The sequence below is a fragment of the Acinetobacter sp. Swhac1 genome (assembly GCF_013390985.1).
Lineage (GTDB): Bacteria > Pseudomonadota > Gammaproteobacteria > Pseudomonadales > Moraxellaceae > Acinetobacter > Acinetobacter towneri.
Genome location: NZ_JACASN010000013.1, coordinates 34,885 through 56,572, shown reverse-complemented (window position 1 = coordinate 56,572; position 21,688 = coordinate 34,885). Strand labels below are relative to the sequence as shown.

Below are 21,688 nucleotides of genomic sequence, written 5' to 3'. Positions count from 1 at the left end.
CATCAGTTCAGTTTTAATTAGAATTCCGTGAGGAGCATCGCCAGACATGGCTAAACGTGATTATTATGAGGTTTTGGGTGTCGCTAAAACCGCTAGTGATGATGAAATAAAAAAAGCCTACCGTAAGTTGGCGATGAAATATCATCCAGACCGTAACCCGGACAATCCTGAAGCTGAAGAGAAGTTTAAAGAAGCTTCAGAAGCGTATGAAGTTCTGTCAGACAGCGAAAAACGCAGCATGTACGACCGTATGGGCCATCAAGCCTTTGAAGGTGGTATGGGCGGTGGTGCTGGCGGCTTCGGTGGTTTCAGTGCGGAAGATATTTTCAGCCAGTTTGGGGATATTTTCGGTGGAGCCTTTGGAGGGGGGGGGCGTGGCCAGCAACGTCAACGCCGTGGTTCAGACTTACGCTATGTGATGGAATTGACGCTTGAAGAAGCAGTCAAAGGCGTCAAGAAAACCATCACCTTTACAGCACCTGCACCTTGTGACGCTTGTGATGGTAAAGGCTCAGAAAATCCAAATGATGTTGAAACTTGTCCAACCTGTCATGGTGCGGGTCAAGTACGCATGCAACAAGGTTTCTTCTCGGTACAGCAAACCTGTAGTACCTGTCGTGGTCAGGGCAAAATCATCAAGAACCCATGTAAAAAATGTCATGGTTCGGGGGTGTCAGATCGTCAGCAAACCCTTGAGGTGACCATTCCTGCTGGCGTGGACAATGGCGACCGCGTACGCTTAACAGGTAAAGGTGAAGCCATTCGTGATGGTCAATCGGGCGACCTATATGTAGAAGTGGTGGTGCGTGAGCACGAAATCTTCCAGCGTGATGGTGCTGATCTGTATATGGATGTGCCTGTTAGCATTGCCGATGCTGCTTTAGGTAAGGAAATTGAAATTCCGACTCTAGATGGTCGCGTGAGCCTGAAAGTACCTGAGGGAACACAGACGGGTAAATTGTTCCGTTTGCGTGGTAAAGGGGTAAAACCTGTGCGTACCAGTATGCAGGGCGATTTACTCTGCCGTATTGTGGTGGAAACACCTGTGAATTTAACGGCACGTCAGCGTGAATTGTTAAAAGAATTACAGACGACGATGGAGGGTGAGGGCAGTCAGTCATCACCAAAGAAAAAGTCTTTCTTTGATCGTTTGTTTGATTAAGGAAACCTAGGTTAGGTATGTCAAAGCACGACCTCATCTAAACTCAAAAATAAAGGCGATCTTGAAGATCGCCTTTGTTGTATCTGCTGTACTCTTATTCGACTTCAGGTACATCAATCTCTAAAACATCCACCATTTCAGTCGTTGCTGTTTCAACGGTAGTTTGTGGTTGAACGGTTGCAACAACCACATTTTCCGTTGGTGCTGTTTCTTCTAGTTCAGGTGCATCGACTTCAACAGCAAGAGGTTCTTGTAGCGTCACGCTAATACGGACTTTAGACAGGCTTTCAAGCGTATCCCCTTCTTGAAGTGCAGGCTCTGCAAATACGGATGCTGTGCTCATGCCCAACAATAATGCCAATACAATTTTCTTCGAATGCATGTAAATCCCCTTTAATTTTTGCAGTTGTTATCATTCGTGCAGGCTAGTCTGCGCATACAAGTTTGCAAATTTGTGAAATAAAAACAAAAAATGAGCATTTTCAGATAAATTTTTAGCATCGCTTTGATAAAAGTTTGCCAGTGGCATTTAAAGTGACCTTTAGCATACTGTCACAGTTGCTTTCCGATAAAAATAAACCCAGAAACTTGGCTGACAAACTTAGTCTAGGCAGCGAGTTTTGCTATAGTAAGCACAATTTAGAATCTATTTTAGGAATATGCTATGTCAGCAACTCCACGCATTGGTGTATTAGGTGCAGGCGGCCGTATGGGGCGCATCTTAATTCAAGCCGTTCAAGAAGCAGGCTACCAATTGGCAGCCGCAGTCGAACGCCCAGAAAGCAGTCTCTTGGGGACAGATGCGGGAGAGCTGGCAGGTGTGGGTACACTCGGTGTGAAAGTCGTGGGCAGCCTAGAACAAGTATTAGCTGACTGTGATGTCGTAATCGACTTTACCGCACCCGCCGCCACAGCACAGCACTTAAAACTTTGTCGTGAAGCAGGCGTGGCGATTGTGATTGGCACCACAGGCATGAATGATGAACAAAAAGCACTCTTAGAAGAATCGGCTCAACAGACGCCAGTGGTGTATGCCGCCAACTATTCAGTTGGGGTAAACGTATCTATTAAACTGCTGGAATTGGCAGCCAAAGTCTTTGGTGATAGTGTAGATATTGAAGTGATTGAAGCGCATCATCGTCATAAAGTCGATGCACCATCAGGCACGGCATTGATGATGGGCGAGGCCATTGCAGCAACCTTAGGTCGTGATTTAAAACAAGACGCTGTTTACTGCCGCGAAGGACACACAGGGCCACGTGAGCGTAAAAGTATAGGTTTCCAGACCATTCGTGGTGGCGACATTGTGGGTGAACATACCGCGATGTTTATTGCCGATGGCGAGCGTGTGGAAATTACACACAAAGCCACCAACCGCATGAACTTTGCTGCAGGTGCCGTGCGTGCTGCAGCGTGGGTGGTGGGACGCGAAGCGCGTAAATACGATATGAAAGATGTTCTTGGATTTAACGATATTCAGGTTTAAAAACTGCGCAGGAATCCGAAATAGATAAAAACTACTTGAACAATTTTCAATCTACCGCTAAAACTAGGGTCTGATGTCATGGATGATGACGCATCAGACCCGATTTAAAACTAAAATAAGATGCAAAATAAAATGAAAAAATCTCTGCTGATGCTTGGGTTAAGCACCTGTATTTGTGCGGCCTCTGCACAAAATATTGAACATGCCAAACTGAGTATTCATAAAAACAATATTAAAGTCTGGACCTTCCAACAGCAGTCTAGCCCTGTGTTTGTGTATAAGGCCGAAACCACCTTCAATGTACCTTTAGAAAAAGCTGCTGCCTTAATTTTAGATGTTGATCATGCCGTGAAATGGGTGCCTTATGTTGGCAGTGTCAAAGTTTTGTCACGCGATGACCAAAAAGGTGAGTTCTTACTGTATATGGTGCTGGATTTTCCTTTTCCACTAAAAGATCGTGATTTGGTGGTCAAAGGCAAAATGAGTAAAGATGTGCAAGGTATGGTTAGTATTCAAAATAAAGCTATTGAGGGGGGCTATCCCTTGAACCCAGATTATGTGCGTATTCAAGATTACGAAGGCGACTGGACCTTTCAAAAACTGGGCAATCAAAAAGTCAAAGTCAGTACCTATGGCTATGCTAACCCTGAGGGCTCGATTCCTTTAAGTTTTGTGAATATGTTTGTGCAGCAGCAACCGTATCAAATGCTGCAAAAAATGAAAATTGAATTAAGCAAAAGCGGTAGTTATAAGGCGTTGCCTGAAATTTTGCGTTAAATAATTGAGTGGCGCTGAATTTTTAATCTCAGAAAAATGGATGAAATCGGTGTCGATCTCATCCACGAAGTATTTCGGTCTAGCGGGTAGACTTAATAAGAAAACAGCCCTTTTTCTAAAGGAAATTCAATGCCAATCGATGCACCACCATCATTGCCATGGATATCTGAATCGCTAATCCAGCCATTCAGTTTAAGTGGAATATCTGGGCGTAAATAGTGTGTCCAAGTCAAATCCAAAGCTTTTAACTGATCTTTTTCTGGGAAAGCTTGGTTGGTTTCACCTCTCGCACGTCGATTAGCCGCCTGATCAAATTTGGCAAACAGCATACGTGCATTGACTCGGTTTAGGCGGTCTAGACGGATATCACCACCGACTGAAATCATTTGTCCATCACCGCCAATAGCATGCGCTAAAGGATAGCCATGTTGGTAGAAACCATCGGTATAGGTGCTGTGATTATAAGTGATACCTTGTGCATTACCGTTGGTACGGGTGTCAGCCCATTCGGTATAGAGTTGGAACGGCATATTCTGATAGCTTGATGAATAATCTATCCCAGCCAAATACATTTTTTTTGAAGGTAAGCCGCCTGCTTCATCTTCACCTGCATATTGTGCATAAACACCCATTGGCACTTCTAGCAAGGGCTGTAGGTTTAAGCGTGCATCAAAGCCTGCCACTTGGTTAGATGGGTTAGGAGTATCTCCATACACATTATCTTTACCAATCACCGCATCCCAAAATGAGTCAAAACTTTCTGGACGATTTTCACCCCCCCATTGAAAGGCACGTGATGCACCCAATTCCAAATAGGGTAGCGGTTGTGCAGTGACACGTAAACCAATCAATTTGGCATCGGGTACAGCATCATAATCATGTAACTGACCTGCAAAGGCTTGATATTGCCATGGACCAATCCATGACAACCATTTGTTGCTGAAAGCTTGTTGTTCAGCACGTTGCATAGTTACGCCGTATACTGGGCGGCTAGCATCGCCACGAATTAAACTGCCGTCATGTGCAGGCCCCCAGTAGGTTGGAATTTGCCCTGCAATGAGCCATTGATTCCAAAGTTTGGCTGCAATATACGAACCTTCAACATTGACATCTTGATCGTTGTCAATTTGTGGATCTTTTTCTGCATTGACCCTAATTTTAGCATCCCAGTTTTGATTGCCTGCATTGAGTTCCAAACCTGCTTGATATTGCGCTTTTTGTTGGTCGCCAAAGGCTTGTGGAATATTTTTTTGATCTGTTTCTGCAAAAAGTGAGGCTTTGAGCAGTTGGTTATTGGCATTTAAGTGTGCCACCACTGCATCGATGACTTTTTGATGATTGTTGTTGCTGACTTTGGCTTGAGAAAGTGCACGTTGAATTTCATCACCACTCATAGGCCAAGTTGACGTACTAATTTGAATCACGCCTTGCTGATTTAGCCAGTTTAAATCGGTACGTAAGTTTTGGTCATTTAAGACAATGCCTTGGGCAAAGGTTAAGGAGGAGCTTAATGCCAGTGTCGCCAGCAGCGCTTTGGGTGCAAACATGCTTATATATTCTCAGCGTTTATAACTGTAACCAAGATAGGTTTTTGAGTGGATTTTTGCAATGTGAATTGTTGAGTATTGTTGTAAATTTCAACAGAAAACTCTTCTGTAAAAGGTGGTGGCTAGCACAAGTAAGGGCTTTGTAATGAATGTTCCTCCCTTTTTAAAGGGAGGCTAGGAGGGATTATCAGCGTGTTGACTTAAAATCACATTTTCAATCGTTTGGACGACTGCATCGAGTTCATGCAAAATTTGTAAATTGTTAAATCTTAACACCGTTAAATTTAACTGTGTTAAAGCCTGATCACGTAATAAATCATACTTTAAGCCTTTTTCGTTCAAATGTTGGCTGCCATCGCATTCAATAATTAAACTTGCCGCAGGACAGTAAAAATCTACAATAAAATTCAGAATAGGCTTTTGCCGGTAAAACTGTAAGCCCAAGAGTTGTTTTTGACGCAGTCGTAACCAGAGTTTTTGTTCTGCTTCGGTCATATTGTTTCTTAACTGTCGTGCGTTATATTTTAAATTTTTGTTATAGGGTTGCATGGTTTTTTATTCTTTGTTTTAAAAAGTGGTTTATTTTTAATTAGCTTTCTTGTGACATACATAGCTCATCTTTTTAGATTTTTTTAATCCCCCTCCATCCCCCTTTTTCAAAGGGGGAAGCTAGCACGAGCATATAGCTCACCTTTTTCAAAGGGGAGGCTAGCACAAGCAGAGGCTTTGTAATGAAACATTCCTCCCTTTTTTAAAGGGAGGTTAGGAGGGATTTTAACGTTGGTGGCTTTTGCCTTATAGCTCATCTTTGACAGTGGAGGAAGCCTAGCACCAGCAAAAAGGTTAGATTGAATAAATCAATCCTCATTCTTATTGGCTTTATAGGCATAAGCATAGTTATAACCATAACTGCCACCCGCTTCACGTTGAATATCATTCAAAATAAAGCCGTTGACTTTCACGCCAGCTTGTTCAAAGCGGTTAACAGTCATTTCAAGCTCTTTCATTTGCGTCTTGGCATAACGTGCCACAACCAAATTCACACCCGCATATTGTGAAATAATAATCCCATCAGTGACGGCAAGAACTGGCGGGGTATCAATCAGAATATGGTCAAACTGACTCGACAAGTGCGTGAGCATGTCTGCAAATTTTTGCGTGCTTAACAATTCTGACGGATTAGCAGGGCTTTTGCCGCGACTGATGAAGCTTAAATTTTCAACTTCAGTATTGCGCACAACACTGCCTAACTCTTGTTGACCATTCAGGTATTCGGTTAAGCCAGGCTTAGGGTCGTAATTAAAGTATTTGTGCATATAACCACGACGTAAATCGGCATCAATCAATAATACGCGCTTATCACTTTGCGCCAAAATAGTCGCTAAGTTACTTGAAATAAAAGATTTACCCAACTCTGGTGCAGGGCCAGAAATCATAATGATATTGTTTTTGGCACTGCTTAAGGCAAAGTGAATGGCAGTACGCATGCTGCGCAAGCTTTCAATGGCAATATCATCACTATTTTTAACCGCAAGAATAGGAATATTCTTTTTCTTTTTCAGAATTTTAATATTGCTTTCTTGCACAGGTGAATGTGGTACAGTGGCATAAACAGGTAAATCCAGTTCATTTTCAATTTGATTCGAGTCTTTAATACCTGAGCGCAACATGTTACGTAGTAAGGCTAATAATGTGCCCAAGAAGCCACCTACAAAAATAGCAAGTACTAATGTGATGAGCTTTTTAGGTTTAATTGGATTTACAGGTTCAATTGCAGTATCAATAATGCGGACATTACCAATTTCACCTGCTTTGGCAATTTTGAGTTGTTGATAGCTATTCAATAACGCGGTGTATAACTCAGTATTTACTTTAACATCGCGGTACAGTTGTAAGTACAGTCGCTGGGTTTCAGGTAAACGCTTAATGGATTGAGTCATTTCCGAAGTTTTTTTGTTAATTTCAGAAAGTTGAGCGTTAATTGCTGACATTAATGGGTGGTCAGGCGTATATTTTGAAGAGAGTTCTGCTTGTTGCTGTTGTAGTTGGATTTTTAATTTTTCCAGCTCAACATTCTGCTTTAGCATTAACTCCGCTTCTTGTGTTACATCAATTGTGTTGTATTGTTCTCGGAAACGGTTAAATTTAATTTCAGAGTCTTCGAGTTGTTGTTTTAACTCAGGCAGTTGCTTTTCAAGGAAGCTCAATGTTTGAGCCGATTCCAGTGATTTACGTTCAATATTTTGTGCTTGGTAAATATTTAAGATGTGGTTAAGTACTTGTGTGATATGTTCTTTATCTTCACCATTGTAGTTAAGACCAATCACACCAGAGTTTTTACCTCTTTCCGCTACGCCGTAATCTTTTTTAATCCATTGTACGGCTGAAGGCATAGATAATTTAGTGACTGAAAAATCATGCGATATAGGGTTTTTCGCATAAATTTGAATTTTCCATAAACCTTTCTGATCTAGGCTTTGATTGATCGTATTTAATTTTCCTTTAAATACAACATCTTTTTTATAAGACAGGCTAAAATCTTGTCCATTGGTAAAGTTTAATGTGAGTTTTTTATCTAGATAAAAATTAGGCACATCAAAAGATTGAATAACAAATACATTTTTTTTATCTTGCCAAGTCACAACATTATTTTTATAGATAACTTTACTTTGAACTGTGTTGAGCAAACGATGCGTCAAGCTATTTTGTTCATCGGTGATGCGAATATCTAGCTTTAAGTCTTGTATGGTTTGTCCGAGCACTTTGCGCGAGTTTAAGATTTCAATTTCCGCATCTGCAGCTGACTTTCCACCCACTCCTCCAGGTAGTGCGCTTCCTAAATCCCCTAAAAGAGCTGCCGCACCAGCACCTTTAGCGTCCTCAACCTGAATCATAGCATCCGTTGAGTAAACATTTGGCGTTACTTTTAAGTAAAGGAGAGCGAAAACGAGGCTAAGGAGTGTACATAGAGCAATGAGCTTCCATTGCGACAGCAAAGAAAAGAATAATTCTTTTAAGTCAATGGTATCGTCTTGAGGTGTGCTATTCGAATTCATGAAATAAAACTGCTAAAAATTAAAAATGGGATTGCCAATCAGAAACGTATTTTTGAATGTTGCGACAAGTTTCATCAAAAAAAGCTTGATCATGTTGATAAGGATCGGGCACATTTTGATTTTGCCAATGCCCTAAACGAAAAACCTTTCCTTTGGCAAAAGACCAAGTTTGCTCAAGATGTTTTTTTTGATTATTACTCATGACTAAAATTAAATCTGATTTTTTAATCATTTCGGCAGTAATTTGTCTGGCAATGTGTGGACGCATATCAATATTCAGTTGATCCATACAGTGTATAGCTTTTGCATCTGCCGAATGTCCAGACATTGCAGAGAGACCTGCAGACTCAATATTTAAATTGGGATGATTGTTTTTTAGAAAATATTCAGCCATTGGACTACGACATATATTTCCAATGCATACAACCAAAACATTTTGAATTTGCATGCTATTTACCTAACTGGTCAAATGTGTAAAGTGCACTCGAGAAAGGCACAATTTGATTCATGATACGTTGCCAGCGTGTGAGCCCCGTTGCATCGATATATACAATATCATTTTTTTGCATCTGAAATTGATTGGCTAAAGCCAAATTGCCTAAGCTGCTTAAGTTCAAATGATAAATTGTAGAGGTTTTAGTGCTTAAATCTGTGCGCATCACAAAAATACGTGCAGCACTTGCAGAATAAGGGTTAACACCTTCACTTTCACCCAATACATCACTTAAGGTCATGCCTTGATCACGTAAAGTAAGTGCCTGGCTTTTATTTGACTCACCCATAACGTATAGCTTTTGATTTTGTTTTGCATTTACAAAAATTGTGTCATTGGGCTGAATAAGTAAGTTGTGCAAAGACAACCCTTGCTTTTCTAGTTCTACAGCATTTAAGTGATAGGTTTGCCCTTGTCGGATCAGTTGAATATTGGTGTTATCACCTGTTTCAGTATTTACGCCACCTGCTTGTCCCAAAGCTGTATAAACACTGATAGGTTGGTCGTTTAATGTGTACTGACCGCTACGCATGACTTGACCATTTACAAAATAGCGGCGTCCTTCATAAGAAAGAACGCGCACAACTACATCTGGGTGTTTTAAATAGCGCGAAAATTGTGAGCGTAAATATTGGTTGGTTTCAGCCAGCGTTTTGCCCGCAACTTTGACTTGTCCAAGTAGAGGTAAGTATACATTGCCATTTGGGTCAATTGGATAGCCAGCCGCTTTGATATTACTAATATCTTGGATAGGTGGTGTAATCTCAGGATAAGCCCAAAGCTGAATTGAAAGTACATCACCTGCAGTTAAACGGTAAATGTGTTGCTTATTGTTAAATAAATGATAGGTAGAATTTACACTCTGAATATTATTGAGCAAGTGGCTAGGTAAATTGTCCTGTGTTAGCTGAACGACCGTTATTTGAGCCCCTTGGTCTGTTTTGTACGCACCTTGTGTAGGTAGGTCATAGGTTTGTAAGCCAGAGGTCACAGCACAGCCAGTGGCGGCAATGCCACATGCCATTAAAACAGCCAGTTGAAAGTGTCGCACGCGAGATTCCATTTTTAATTTATTAAAATATTTAAATCAATTCCGACCATCTTACCGAACTTGTCAAATAGGTACATAGCAATTTGTAATCATTTTGCAGATTCTGTCAAATTCCTTGCGAAAAAAATGATAAAAATCCCAAATTGTGAATTTAATCTAAATTAAAAAAATTGAATAGTCACAAAAACTATACACTGATGCATCTTTCAACGAATTTGAGCACAAATCATAATAGAAATTTGATAAATTTCTGCTAGTATTCCTGCCGAAAGATTCATTCTTTATAAAATACAGATATAAATTTAAAGGCGCTCAAATGCTACAGCTTTCAGACCTAAAAATTGCCATTATTGGTTTAGGCTATGTCGGGTTACCCCTAGCGGTTGAATTCGGTAAGCAGTTGCCTGTGGTGGGTTTTGATATTCAGCAAAAACGTATACAAGAATTAAAAAGCGGACAAGATCATACCTTAGAGGTGTCGTCAGAAGAACTTAAACAAGCGACGCAATTGACTTATTCTGCCAATTTAGATGACTTAAATAGCTGCAATTTTTTTATTGTGACTGTCCCAACCCCAATTGATGAGTTTAAACAACCCGATTTGACCCCGCTCATTAAAGCCTCTACCAGTATTGGGAAAGTACTTAAAAAAGGCGATGTGGTGGTGTATGAGTCTACGGTATATCCAGGTGCTACCGAAGAAGCCTGTATTCCAGTTTTAGAACAAGTGTCTGGATTAAAGTTTAATCAGGATTTTTTTGCAGGCTATAGCCCAGAACGGATTAACCCGGGCGATAAGCTGCACCGTGTGACCAATATTTTAAAAGTGACTTCGGGTTCTACTCCAGAAGTTGCAGACTTTGTCGATGCAGTTTATCAACTGATTGTGACTGCAGGTACACATAAAGCACCGAGTATAAAAGTGGCTGAAGCAGCTAAGGTCATTGAAAATACCCAACGGGATGTGAACATCGCTTTAATTAATGAATTAGCCGTGATCTTTAATAAGTTGGGTATTGATACTGAAGCGGTTTTACAGGCTGCGGGAACTAAGTGGAATTTTCTACCTTTCCGTCCAGGTTTAGTCGGTGGGCACTGTATTGGGGTAGACCCGTATTATTTAACCCATAAAGCCCAATCTTTAGGCTTGCATCCAGAAATTATTTTAGCGGCACGTCGTTTAAATGACCGTATGGGTGAATATGTTGCAACACAATTGATTAAAGAGATGGTGAAGCAACGTATACAAGTGGTTGGCTCAAAAATTTTAGTGATGGGCTTAAGTTTTAAAGAGAACTGTCCTGATATTCGCAATACTAAAATTGTAGATATGGTTAAAGCTTTAAAAGAATATGATTTAGATTTAGATATTTATGACCCGTGGGTGGATCCGTTAGACGCAGCAAAGGAATATGGTATAGACCCTGTTGCTAGTTTGGCGAACGCTAAATATGATGCCATTGTTTTAGCAGTTGCGCATGATCAATTTAAGCAGATGTCTATAGATAAGTTTAAAGCAGTGGCAAAAGAAAAATATGTTTTATACGATTTAAAATATATTTTAAATCATACAGATGTAGATATTCGCTTATAACAAAAGGAAATTATGAAAATTTTAGTGACTGGCGGTGCAGGATTTATTGGTTCAGCTGTCATCCGCCATATTATTCAAAACACCAATAACCAAGTTCTGAATATAGATAAATTGACTTATGCGGGTAATTTAGAGTCGTTAAAAGAAATTGATCAACACTCGAACTATGAGTTCAAACAAATTGATATTTGTGATACAGAACAAATTGCAGCTGCAATAGATGCATTTCAACCTCATGCAATTATGCATTTGGCTGCAGAGTCGCATGTAGACCGCTCAATTGATGGTCCTGCAGCATTTATTCAAACTAATATTGTGGGAACTTATACTTTATTAGAGGCCGCTCGAAAATATTGGATGGGTCTTAACCCAGAAGCACAACAAAACTTTCGCTTTCATCATATTTCAACGGATGAAGTTTATGGCGACTTAGAAGGTACGACTGATCTGTTTACAGAAACAACTTCATACGCGCCAAGTTCTCCATATTCTGCCTCTAAGGCCAGTTCAGATCATTTAGTCCGTGCTTGGCACAGAACTTATGGTCTACCTGTCATTGTGACCAACTGCTCAAATAATTATGGACCTTACCATTTCCCAGAAAAACTAATTCCATTGGTGATTCTAAACGCACTGGATGCTAAACCTTTACCTGTATATGGGGATGGTCAGCAAATTCGGGATTGGTTATTTGTAGAAGATCATGCACGTGCTTTATATAAAGTGGTAACCGAAGGTGTAGTGGGTGAAACCTACAATATTGGTGGTCATAACGAAAAGCAGAATATAGAAGTGGTTAAAACCATTTGTAAAATTTTGGATGAGTTAAAGCCACAAGCCAATGGTCAAACTTATGAATCACTGATTACATTTGTAAAAGACCGCCCTGGTCATGACTTACGCTATGCGATTGATGCCACAAAAATTCAAAATGAATTAGGTTGGACGCCTGCAGAAACTTTTGAAACTGGAATCCGTAAAACGGTAGAGTGGTATTTAAATAACTTAGACTGGTGCCATCGAGTGCAAGATGGCAGTTACCAACGCGAAAGATTGGGTGTAAATTCATAATGTCAAATACAACAAAAGGTATTATTTTAGCAGGCGGTTCAGGTACACGTTTATATCCGATTACCAAAGGGGTATCTAAGCAATTGTTGCCTATTTATGACAAGCCAATGGTGTATTACCCGCTTTCAGTATTAATGCTTGCAGGTATTCGAGAAGTACTCATTATTAGTACTCCTGAAGATATTGATGGTTTTAAACGTTTATTAGGTGATGGCGCTCAATTTGGAATTCAGCTTGAATATGCCGTCCAACCTAGCCCTGATGGTTTGGCACAAGCATTTATTATTGGTGAAAGCTTTATTGGGGACAGTAATGTTTGCTTAGTGCTTGGCGACAATATTTTTTATGGTCAAGGCTTCACACCTATGCTTCGACAGGCGGTTACCCGTCAAAAAGGTGCAACGGTATTTGGTTATCAGGTGAAAGATCCTGAGCGTTTTGGTGTGGTCGAATTTGATGAACAAAAACGTGCCATTTCATTAGAAGAAAAACCAAAGCAGCCTAAATCTCACTTTGCAGTTACAGGTTTGTATTTTTATGACAATAATGTGATTCAAATTGCGAAACAAGTGAAGCCTTCTGAGCGTGGAGAATTAGAAATTACCACAGTTAATCAGATGTATTTAGAGCGTGGTGATTTAAATGTAGAATTGCTTGGACGTGGTTTTGCCTGGTTGGATACAGGCACACATGCAAGTTTACTTGAGGCAGCGCAGTTTGTAGAGACTATTGAAAAACGTCAGGGCTATAAAGTGGCGTGTTTAGAAGAAATTGCCTTGAATAATGGTTGGCTGAGTAAAGAACAGGTTTTAGAAATTGGTCAGAGCATGAGTAAAAATGATTATGGTCAATATCTCATTTCTTTGGTGAGTGAATAAATATGAACCTTATAGAGTGGGTTGAATTACCTGATTTAGGTGATCACCGTGGTAGCCTTGTTGTTGCTGAAGCTAATAAGAATATCCCATTCAATATTCAAAGGCTTTATTATATTTTTGGCGCTCAGCCTGATGTTCCACGTGGATTTCATGCACATAGACAACTACAACAAATTGCTTTTTGTATTCAAGGAAGTTGTAAAATGTTGATGGATAGTGGTAAGGAAAAGCAAGAGGTTGTATTGTGCAAGCCGAATCAAGGTTTAAAAATACCACCTATGGTATGGCATGAAATGCATAATTTTTCAGAAGATTGTGTTTTGCTTGTGTTGGCAAGTGAGCATTATGATGAAAGCGACTATATTCGTGATTATGATGTTTTCTTAAAAGAGATTCAGAAATGCTATCGTTAGTTGAATACACCGAAGAATTTTTAGAGTTATCTTGGTTGTGGCTGAGTGACCCTGAGATTAAAGAGCTAACTATGACTCCAGACTTTACAAAGAAAGAGCAGTTGAATTTTTTTAAAAATATTAAATCCAGAAGTGGATATTTTATTTATGGAGTTTCGATTGATGGAGTCAAAGTTGGAGCGTGTGGTTTAAAAAATATCTCTGCTAATGAAGGAGAGTATTGGGGCTACATTGGAGATAAAAAATACTGGGGGTATGGTCATGGTAAAGAAATTATCAATCTCTGTATTCAAAAAGCAAAAGATTTAGGATTAAAAAAAATTAATTTAAAAGTTGCTGTATCCAATGAAAGAGCCATTCGTCTATATCGTAAATATGGTTTCTCAGAAACAGGTATAGAAGATAAGTGCGTTGTAATGAGGCTTGATACTTTATGATAGAAAACAACTTTGCCACAGCATGCAATGATATTGATGAAAACCTATTTAAAGATAGCTACATGCTGTATCGTAAATATGGTTTCTCAGAAACAGGTATAGAAGATAAGTGCGTTGTAATGAGGCTTGATACTTTATGATAGAAAACAACTTTGCCACAGCATGCAATGATATTGATGAAAACCTATTTGAAGATAGCTACATGCTGTTCTCTTCTAAAGATTTCACTAAATTTAATTTGAGTAAATGTGAATATGTTTATGTTCACAGGTATGGTAAACTACATATGTTCTTTGGGAAAGTGGGTGACGGTTTGCTGGCACCATTCAGTGCGCCATTTTCCTTTTGTAGAATGTCAACAAGTAATGTTAAATATTCTGAATATCTAGGCTTGTTGCAAAACCTAAAAGAAAAACTAAAGTTATCAGAGTTAAGATATGCAAAGTTTGTTTTGCCTCCTTTTTTTTATGATATGTCATCGGTAACTAAATTTTCCTTTGCGCTCCAAGATTCAGGTTCCAGAATTCAGAGTAGGGATATAAACTCTCACTTTGATCTCCTTAATTTTGATGAGGAGAGCTTGTTTTCATCTGCAAAAAAAGCAATAAGAAGCGCACGAAAGAATATGTTTGTTTTTTCAGAAGCTTTAAGTTTATCCGAAAAAAAAACTGTTTATGATGTAATTGCTGAGAACAGAGCGTCAAAAGGTTATCCTCTTCGTATGTGTTGGGATCAAGTGATAAGAACAGCGGAAGGACCAGCAAAAGCAAGATTCTTCTTGGTCAAAAAAAATGATAACCCTGTCGCATCAGCAATTGTGTTTGATGTAACAAAGAAAGTAGCTCAAGTAATATACTGGGGTGCAACAGGTGATGGTGAAAGATATAAAGCAATGTATTATTTACCATTTGAGCTCGTAAAAGTATACAGGGATCTAGGCTATGAGTATCTAGATATTGGACCTTCTAGTGAAGACGGTGTTGTTTCTTCTGGGTTGAATGACTATAAGCAGTCCATTGGCTGTATTAATAGTGTAAAAGAAACATGGGTTTTGCTAAATGATTGAATTCTTAAACTTAAAAGCTGCCAATAGAGAATATCGCCAAGAACTGATTGAAGCAGCTACCCGTGTCATCGACTCAGGGTGGTATATTCAAGGTACTGAACTGAAGGCATTTGAGTCAGAGTTTGCAGCTTATTGTGGCACCAAGCATTGTATTGGCGTGGCCAATGGCCTTGATGCACTGATTCTCACCCTGCGCGCATGGAAAGAATTAGGTAAACTTAAAGATGGAGATGAAGTTATTGTTCCATCGAATACCTATATCGCCAGTATTCTCGCTATCACAGCAAATAACTTGACGCCAGTTTTAGTTGAGCCAAATATTTCTACCTACAATATTGATCCTATAAAAATAAAAGAAGCAATAACGGCTAAAACCAAAGTGATTTTACCTGTCCATTTGTATGGGCAATTGGCAGAAATGCCAGAAATTATGCAAATTGCTGAACAACACAATTTATTGGTTTTAGAAGACTCCGCACAAAGTCATGGGGCACAAATACAAGGTAAAAAAGCAGGAAACTGGGGCGATGCTTCAGGTTTTAGTTTTTATCCTGGAAAAAATTTAGGTGCACTAGGTGATGCAGGAGCAGTCACGACCAATGATGCAGAATTAGCGACCATGTTAAAAGCATTGCGTAACTATGGCTCGCATGAAAAGTATAAAAATTTAGTACCAGGCGTAAATAGCCGTTTAGATGAAATTCAAGCGGCGATGTTAGATGTTAAGCTCAAATACTTAGAGGAAGAAACTCAGCATAGACGTCACATTGCAGGCTTATATTTAAATGGAATCAAAAATCCTCTAATTCAACTCCCATTGAAGGAAGTTAATGCAGAAACCTATACTCAACATGTTTGGCATTTATTTGTAATTTGTACAAAGCATCGTGAAGCTTTACAAAAGTATCTATTAAATCATGGTGTTCAAACATTAATCCATTATCCAATTCCACCACATAAACAACAAGCGTATAAAGAATGGAATAATTTAAGTTATCCTATTTCTGAGCAGATACATACTGAAGTACTAAGTTTACCTATGGGGTCGACACTGTCTGCAGTAGATGCAGAAAGAATTATCACTTTATGTAATCAATTTCAAGCTTAAAAGTAATGAATCTGTTAAAGACGAGCGCATTAAACGGGGTGGCTGTTTTAATTAAAATAGCTACAATGTTTATTTTGAATAAAATTTTAGCTGTATATGTTGGTCCTGCAGGCTATGCCGCAATTGGGCAGTTTCAAAACTTTATACAAATGGTCACAACTTTTGCAGGAAGCGCGATTAATACAGCAGTAATAAAATATACTGCTGAATATCATGAGGATGAAACTAAGCAAAGAGCAATTTGGAAAGCTGCAGGCAGTTCAGTTCTTATTTTTAGTTTATTTTTTTCAATAATTATTCTAATTTATCAAAAACAGTTGTCAATTTATATTTTTCAAACTGTTGAATATCAATCTGTTTTTGCGTGGTTTGCGGTTTTTTTAGTTTTATTTAACTTAAATGCACTTTTTTTAGCAATTTTGAATGGGAAAAAGGAAATTTTAAAGTTGGTCACTGCAAATATTGCAGGTAGTGTACTGTCTTTATTAGTAACGAGTGTTTTAGCTGTTCAATATCATTTATATGGTGCTCTAGTTGCATTATCCATTTATCAATCTCTTGCTTTTTTTGTAACGCTGTTTTTATGCTATAAAGCCAATTGGTTCAAAATTTCATATTTATTTGGACGAATCGAGCCACAAATTGCTAAGAATTTTGCGGCTTTTGCGGTTATGGCACTTGTTGGTGCAATTTGTGTGCCGTTGTCTCAAATGGTAATCCGTTCTTATTTATCTCAAGAGTTTGGTTTAAATTACGCAGGCTATTGGGAAGCGATGATTCGCTTAAGTGCAGCATATTTGATGTTGGTTACCACTACATTGGGGGTATATTATTTACCTAGATTGGCCGAACTGACACATTTGGATGAAATAAAAAAAGAAGTGTATTCAGGTTATAAGTTTATTTTTCCTTTGGCGGTCGTTGGTGGTTTGAGTGTCTATTTATTACGTGATTGGATTATTGCACTGTTGTTTAGTCAAGCATTTATGCCTATGCGAGATTTGTTTTTATGGCAAATGATAGGCGATTCGCTTAAAATAGGCAGCTGGATTTTGGCTTATCTTATGTTAGCTAAGGCAATGACAAAGCTGTTTGTCACTACAGAAATACTATTTGCTTTGTCCTCTGTAGGATTGACTTATTTATTTACTAAGCTCTTCGGTTTTGAAGGTGTTTCAATTGCTCATTTAGTAAATTATGCTTTGTATTGGCTGGTTATGAGCTATTTTATATTTGGGACTTTAGAGAGTCAAAGAGGTTAAATTGAATCAGAGTAATCAGCCATTGGTTTCAGTGGTTATTCCTTGTTATAACCATGAAAGCTTTGTACAAGATAGTATTCAAAGTGTAATTAATCAAACTTATCAAAATATCGAGCTAATTATTATCGACGATGGTTCAAAGGATGGTTCGGTAGAAAAGATAAAAGAAATGATCCCAGCTTGCCAAGAAAGGTTTATTCGGTTTGAATTCCGACATAGATCGAATAAAGGATTGAGCGCAACATTAAATGAGGCATTGGAGTGGTGTGAGGGGATATATTTTTCTCCTTTAGCTTCGGATGATTATTATCATAAAGATAAGATTTTTTTTCAAGCTAATTACTTACAAAATAATAATGATAAAAAATTTTGTATAACAAAGTCTTTTGTTGTAGATGATTTGAATAACGTATTGAATGATCAAACATTACGGTATAATTTAGGTTTAAATGAGAACATACAATTTAATGATGTTTTTACATTTAAAGTACATTTACCAGTAACTGGATTATATAATTTGAAAATCTTGCGAGATGAGCTAAGGGGGTTTGATGAAAGTATAACAGCAGAAGATTATGATCTTTATTTGCGACTGTTAGAATTTTATAATGTGGGGATTTTAGATTGTAAGTTGTATTATTATCGCTCTCCTTCCGCAATAGGAGGGGAGAGAAGTAGACCAGTAATGCGCTTAGATGTGTCTAACTCTCATCGAGTAACTATTGAAAAGTTTAAACACCATAAATTATATAATGAAGCTATTTTATGTTGGAATTATAGGCGATTTATATACTTTTCTTCTTATAGTAAAACGAAGAAGTATGCTGTTAAAGGTGGTTTTAAATCACTAAGTAAGTTTGATATATACTATTTTAAGGCAATATTTAGGATTGTTTTTTACTGGAAAAAATATTATGGTAAACTTTAAGTATTTAAATAATTTTTTTCTATATGTTTTTGCTTTTTTATTTATTTTTAATCCAACCATTTTTTTTGATTTTAATTTAATATACATTCTTTTTGTTGTGTCATTAATCTATCTTTTGTTTAATTTTAATAAGCTAGTTTTTTTTATATCAAATAAAAGGGTATTTATTCTAATCTCTTATATTTTTTTTATGATTTTTTATTGTTTAATTTTGTATTTCTTATTTAATGAGGATGCTTTGTATAGGGCATATACCCTGCTTTTGTTACTAATGGCTTTGCTAATTTCTTTTACTATTGTGTGTGTTTATAAAAAAACCTATGGATTTGATTTTAATTTATTTATTAAGTTTTTAATAAATATTGGTGTTATTCAAATTGTAATTGTAATATTCACAATTATTTCCCCAGAGTTAAGAGAGTTTATTTTAAGTGCGGCAAGACAAGAAGATACTATGTTATTAGATATTGCTAATAATGAAGTTGGGGTTCGTTCGTTTGGTTTATCACAGAACTATACATCAAGTCTACCTATGTTAATGGGTGTTTATACTATATTTACTCTTTATTACTTTTTTTATGAAAAAAAAATAAATATAAAGTTATATTACTTGATTTTAACTGTTGGGTTCGGTTTGAGTGTTGTTTTAAATGCTAGAATTGGTGCGATTCCAATAGTATTATCTTTTTTAATTTTTTATTTAAGTTTAATTTTTCAATTTTATAAAATAAATAAATTTTACTTTTTTGTTTTTGCAACCTTTTTTATCAGTATTTTATTTTATTTCTTAAACGGTTATATGGGTAGTGAACTTTTGAGACGTTTTAATGTTGGTATGGAAGAGGTGTTATTGTTATTAAATGGGGAAATAAGCGGTACTTTTTTAGCTTTAAAAGATATGTTAGTTTTTCCAAGCACTACAATAAACTTTTTATTTGGTCAAGGGTATGAAACTTTAGGTAAGAACTCTCTTTCATCTGATATAGGATTTGTTCGCGATATATTTATGTTCGGTCTAGTCGGTGTTGTATTCCAGATTTTTGTTTTTTTATATGTTTTCAATAATAAGTTATTGAAATTAAATAAGCTGATTTATATTTTATTAGTTTTGTCATTGCTTGCTTATTATTTCAAAGGTCTTATTTTTTCTGCAAATGAGCTTCATAATTTTTTATTGCTGCTGCTCTCATTTGTAATTATGAGAAGCTATTTTTTTAGGAACACTTGATTTTTGATGAAACGTATGAAATTATTTTATTTTGGCTATTATACTGGAAACAGTAACCCCAATGGTTTCTTAGAATTTCCTGGTTGTAGTAATAAAATGAGCTATATTATTAATTGTATGAAAATTAACAATATAGCTATCGATGTAATATGTCTTGGCGAGTCTAAAGAAAATATCACTCATAAAAGCCAAAGCATTAAAATTGACTCATTAGAAAATAATTTTTTTGTTGGAACTACTAGTTTTAAATTATTTTCAAAAATATATTTATATCTGCAAATAATTAGTATTTTAATTTTTAAAGTGAAAAAAACAGATACTGTGATTTTTTACCATAGCTATTATCTTCTGTTTTTATTTAAATTTATAAAAATTTTTAAAAAATATAATTTAATTATTGAAGTAGAGGAGAGTTATAAAGCTGCTTGGGGTAAATCTGATTCTGAAATTAATAATGAAATTAAAAATCTCAAGGGTGCTGATGCATATATATATGTGAATGATTTATTGCCAAATTTTATTGAAAATACTAAACCCTATGTTGTTTGTTATGGGAATTATGAAGTTAAAGATTCCTTATCTACTAAAAAACGAAATAATAAAAAAAGAATTGTTTACGCTGGCTTAATTTCTGAGAAAGACGCTTCAGATATTTATTTAGCTTTAAATGCAATGAAATATTTAGATGATTCATACAGCTTATCAATTTTAGGCTATGGCAGTGATTATGCACTAAACAAACTTAAGCAATATATTGTTGAAAAAGATTTAAGTAATAATGTGGTTTATGAAGGATTTTTAAAGGGAGATGATTATATTAATTTCCTTAATAATTGTGATTTTGCTATTAATCCCCGATTTCTATCTGATAACCTCTCTGATTATACTTTCCCTTCTAAGGTTTTAGCATATTTAAGTGTAGGGCTGCCAGTTGTAAGTACACCCATAAGATGTATTGAAGAATCAAAAGTTTCTGATTTAATTTCATTTTCTGAAAGTGCAGATCCTTTAAGTTTTTCAAATGCGATAAAAAAATTAAATTTAAATACCAATCCAGTTTTTACAATTGAGAGTTTGGATAAAGAATTTATCGTTGATTTAAAAAGGTTGCTTGAAAATGTTGCTGGTTGATTCCGTTTTTATTAATAATGGTGGTGGATTGGTCTTACTCAGGCATTTAGTAGATTACTTAGAGTCAATATTCCAAAATGTTTTCTATTTGTTCGATAGTAGAGCCGAAGTTTATTTCAAAAAAATTCCTGATTTACGTAAGAAGTATATTTCCAATTCTTTAATGGAACGACACTTTTTTTATCAAAAGAATAAAGATAAATTTGATAAAGTTATTTGTTTTGGTAACTTGCCGCCTACTATTCGATTAAAAGCTAAAGTTCTAGTTTATTTTCATCAACTACTTTTTTTAGAAATTCCAAAAGGATTTTCTTTTAAAAATAAATTTACATACGTTATAAAGCAGAATATTTTAAATTGTATAAAAAACAATGCTGATATTTGGTTAGTGCAAAGTGAAAATGTTAAGTTGGAATTTTCTAAAAAATATTTAAGTGGCAGAGCTGAAAAAATAGCCAAGTTGCCCTTCTATCCTGAGTTAAATTTCTCTTGTTATAATATAAATAGAGCAAAGGATAGTTTTCTCTATGTGAGCAACAGTTCATCTCATAAAAATCATTATAGGTTAATCGAATCTTTTTGTTTGGCTTATGATGAAGTACATAAAGGTAGTTTGACTGTTACTGTGCCAGATACCGATTTAAATCTATGTGCATTTATTCAGAAGAAAATTGATGTGGGCTATCCGATCAAAAATGTTGGTTTTATAGATAGAGAAAAATTAACTGTACTTTATTTGTGTCATGAGTATTTTATATTCCCCTCATTGGCTGAAAGTTTTGGATTAGGGTTGGCTGAAGCTATAGATGGTGGTTGTAAAGTAATAGCATCAGACCTGAGCTATACTTATGAAGTTTGTGAGCCTTCACTAATTTTTGATCCTATTAGTATAGATTCTATACAAGCTGCCATAGTAACTGCTATAAAAAATGAATTACCTTGTGCAAAGAAATTAATCGAAAATGATCTTTCAAAGATTATGCAACTTCTAGTGGACTAA

General features: G+C 36.6%; 21 protein-coding genes. 15 read left to right on the top strand and 6 right to left on the bottom strand.

Features of this window, described 5'->3' with window-relative positions:
* Positions 1-46: 46 nt before the first annotated feature.
* A complete protein-coding gene (gene dnaJ / locus HX743_RS08575; RefSeq protein ID WP_178318999.1) occupies positions 47-1,162 on the top strand; it encodes a molecular chaperone DnaJ in 1,116 nt (371 codons plus the stop codon).
* 94 nt (positions 1,163-1,256) lie between these two features.
* On the opposite strand, the gene HX743_RS08570 is transcribed toward dnaJ, so the two are convergent.
* Complete coding sequence (locus tag HX743_RS08570; RefSeq protein ID WP_178318998.1) at positions 1,257-1,544, bottom strand: hypothetical protein; 288 nt, start codon at positions 1,542-1,544, stop codon at positions 1,257-1,259.
* 282 nt (positions 1,545-1,826) lie between these two features.
* Between HX743_RS08570 and dapB the strand changes: the two genes are divergently transcribed.
* A complete protein-coding gene (gene dapB / locus HX743_RS08565; RefSeq protein WP_178318997.1) occupies positions 1,827-2,648 on the top strand; it encodes a 4-hydroxy-tetrahydrodipicolinate reductase in 822 nt (273 codons plus the stop codon).
* Between the two features lie 132 nt (positions 2,649-2,780).
* Positions 2,781-3,425, top strand: a complete 645-nt coding sequence (locus tag HX743_RS08560) for an START domain-containing protein (RefSeq protein ID WP_178318996.1) — start codon at positions 2,781-2,783, stop codon at positions 3,423-3,425.
* Positions 3,426-3,517: 92 nt separating this feature from the next.
* Here the strand turns inward: HX743_RS08560 and HX743_RS08555 are convergent, their stop codons facing one another.
* The 5 genes from HX743_RS08555 to HX743_RS08535 all read right to left on the bottom strand — a co-directional run bounded on the left by HX743_RS08555 (position 3,518) and on the right by HX743_RS08535 (position 9,545).
* Positions 3,518-4,972, bottom strand: coding sequence for a capsule assembly Wzi family protein (locus HX743_RS08555; RefSeq protein WP_178318995.1), 1,455 nt, complete (start codon positions 4,970-4,972; stop codon positions 3,518-3,520).
* Between the two features lie 174 nt (positions 4,973-5,146).
* On the bottom strand, positions 5,147-5,521 hold the full coding sequence (locus HX743_RS08550) for an endonuclease domain-containing protein (protein ID WP_136143550.1): 375 nt from the start codon (positions 5,519-5,521) through the stop codon (positions 5,147-5,149).
* A gap of 308 nt (positions 5,522-5,829) precedes the next feature.
* Positions 5,830-8,028 (bottom strand): polysaccharide biosynthesis tyrosine autokinase, encoded by a 2,199-nt coding sequence (locus HX743_RS08545; protein ID WP_178318994.1) that lies wholly within the window; start codon positions 8,026-8,028, stop codon positions 5,830-5,832.
* Positions 8,029-8,047: 19 nt separating this feature from the next.
* A complete protein-coding gene (locus HX743_RS08540; RefSeq protein ID WP_004680161.1) occupies positions 8,048-8,476 on the bottom strand; it encodes a low molecular weight protein-tyrosine-phosphatase in 429 nt (142 codons plus the stop codon).
* A gap of 1 nt (position 8,477) precedes the next feature.
* A complete protein-coding gene (locus HX743_RS08535) occupies positions 8,478-9,545 on the bottom strand; it encodes a polysaccharide biosynthesis/export family protein (protein ID WP_372238845.1) in 1,068 nt (355 codons plus the stop codon).
* A gap of 343 nt (positions 9,546-9,888) precedes the next feature.
* Between HX743_RS08535 and tviB the strand changes: the two genes are divergently transcribed.
* From tviB to HX743_RS08475, 12 genes are all read left to right on the top strand, one after another.
* Positions 9,889-11,166, top strand: coding sequence for a Vi polysaccharide biosynthesis UDP-N-acetylglucosamine C-6 dehydrogenase TviB (tviB, locus tag HX743_RS08530; RefSeq protein ID WP_178318992.1), 1,278 nt, complete (start codon positions 9,889-9,891; stop codon positions 11,164-11,166).
* Between the two features lie 12 nt (positions 11,167-11,178).
* Positions 11,179-12,237, top strand: coding sequence for a dTDP-glucose 4,6-dehydratase (gene rfbB, locus HX743_RS08525; RefSeq protein ID WP_178318991.1), 1,059 nt, complete (start codon positions 11,179-11,181; stop codon positions 12,235-12,237).
* Positions 12,237-13,115, top strand: a complete 879-nt coding sequence (rfbA, locus tag HX743_RS08520) for a glucose-1-phosphate thymidylyltransferase RfbA (RefSeq protein ID WP_178318990.1) — start codon at positions 12,237-12,239, stop codon at positions 13,113-13,115. The genes rfbB and rfbA overlap by 1 nt, the downstream gene beginning before the upstream one ends.
* A gap of 2 nt (positions 13,116-13,117) precedes the next feature.
* On the top strand, positions 13,118-13,528 hold the full coding sequence (locus tag HX743_RS08515) for an FdtA/QdtA family cupin domain-containing protein (RefSeq protein WP_178318989.1): 411 nt from the start codon (positions 13,118-13,120) through the stop codon (positions 13,526-13,528).
* A complete protein-coding gene (locus tag HX743_RS08510) occupies positions 13,516-13,965 on the top strand; it encodes a GNAT family N-acetyltransferase (protein WP_178318988.1) in 450 nt (149 codons plus the stop codon). The genes HX743_RS08515 and HX743_RS08510 overlap by 13 nt, the downstream gene beginning before the upstream one ends.
* A 136-nt stretch (positions 13,966-14,101) precedes the next feature.
* Positions 14,102-15,031, top strand: a complete 930-nt coding sequence (locus HX743_RS08505) for a hypothetical protein (RefSeq protein ID WP_178318987.1) — start codon at positions 14,102-14,104, stop codon at positions 15,029-15,031.
* On the top strand, positions 15,024-16,139 hold the full coding sequence (locus HX743_RS08500; protein WP_178318986.1) for a DegT/DnrJ/EryC1/StrS aminotransferase family protein: 1,116 nt from the start codon (positions 15,024-15,026) through the stop codon (positions 16,137-16,139). The genes HX743_RS08505 and HX743_RS08500 overlap by 8 nt, the downstream gene beginning before the upstream one ends.
* Positions 16,140-16,144: 5 nt before the next feature.
* On the top strand, positions 16,145-17,401 hold the full coding sequence (locus tag HX743_RS08495) for an O-antigen translocase (protein ID WP_178318985.1): 1,257 nt from the start codon (positions 16,145-16,147) through the stop codon (positions 17,399-17,401).
* A 1-nt stretch (position 17,402) separates the two neighbouring features.
* A complete protein-coding gene (locus HX743_RS16360; RefSeq protein WP_236094316.1) occupies positions 17,403-18,329 on the top strand; it encodes a glycosyltransferase family 2 protein in 927 nt (308 codons plus the stop codon).
* A gap of 271 nt (positions 18,330-18,600) precedes the next feature.
* Positions 18,601-19,557, top strand: a complete 957-nt coding sequence (locus HX743_RS08485) for a hypothetical protein (RefSeq protein WP_178318984.1) — start codon at positions 18,601-18,603, stop codon at positions 19,555-19,557.
* 6 nt (positions 19,558-19,563) lie between these two features.
* Positions 19,564-20,688: a glycosyltransferase gene (locus HX743_RS08480; protein WP_178318983.1), complete on the top strand. Its 1,125-nt coding sequence runs from the start codon at positions 19,564-19,566 to the stop codon at positions 20,686-20,688.
* A complete protein-coding gene (locus HX743_RS08475) occupies positions 20,675-21,688 on the top strand; it encodes a glycosyltransferase (protein WP_178318982.1) in 1,014 nt (337 codons plus the stop codon). Before HX743_RS08480 ends, HX743_RS08475 begins: the two co-directional genes overlap by 14 nt.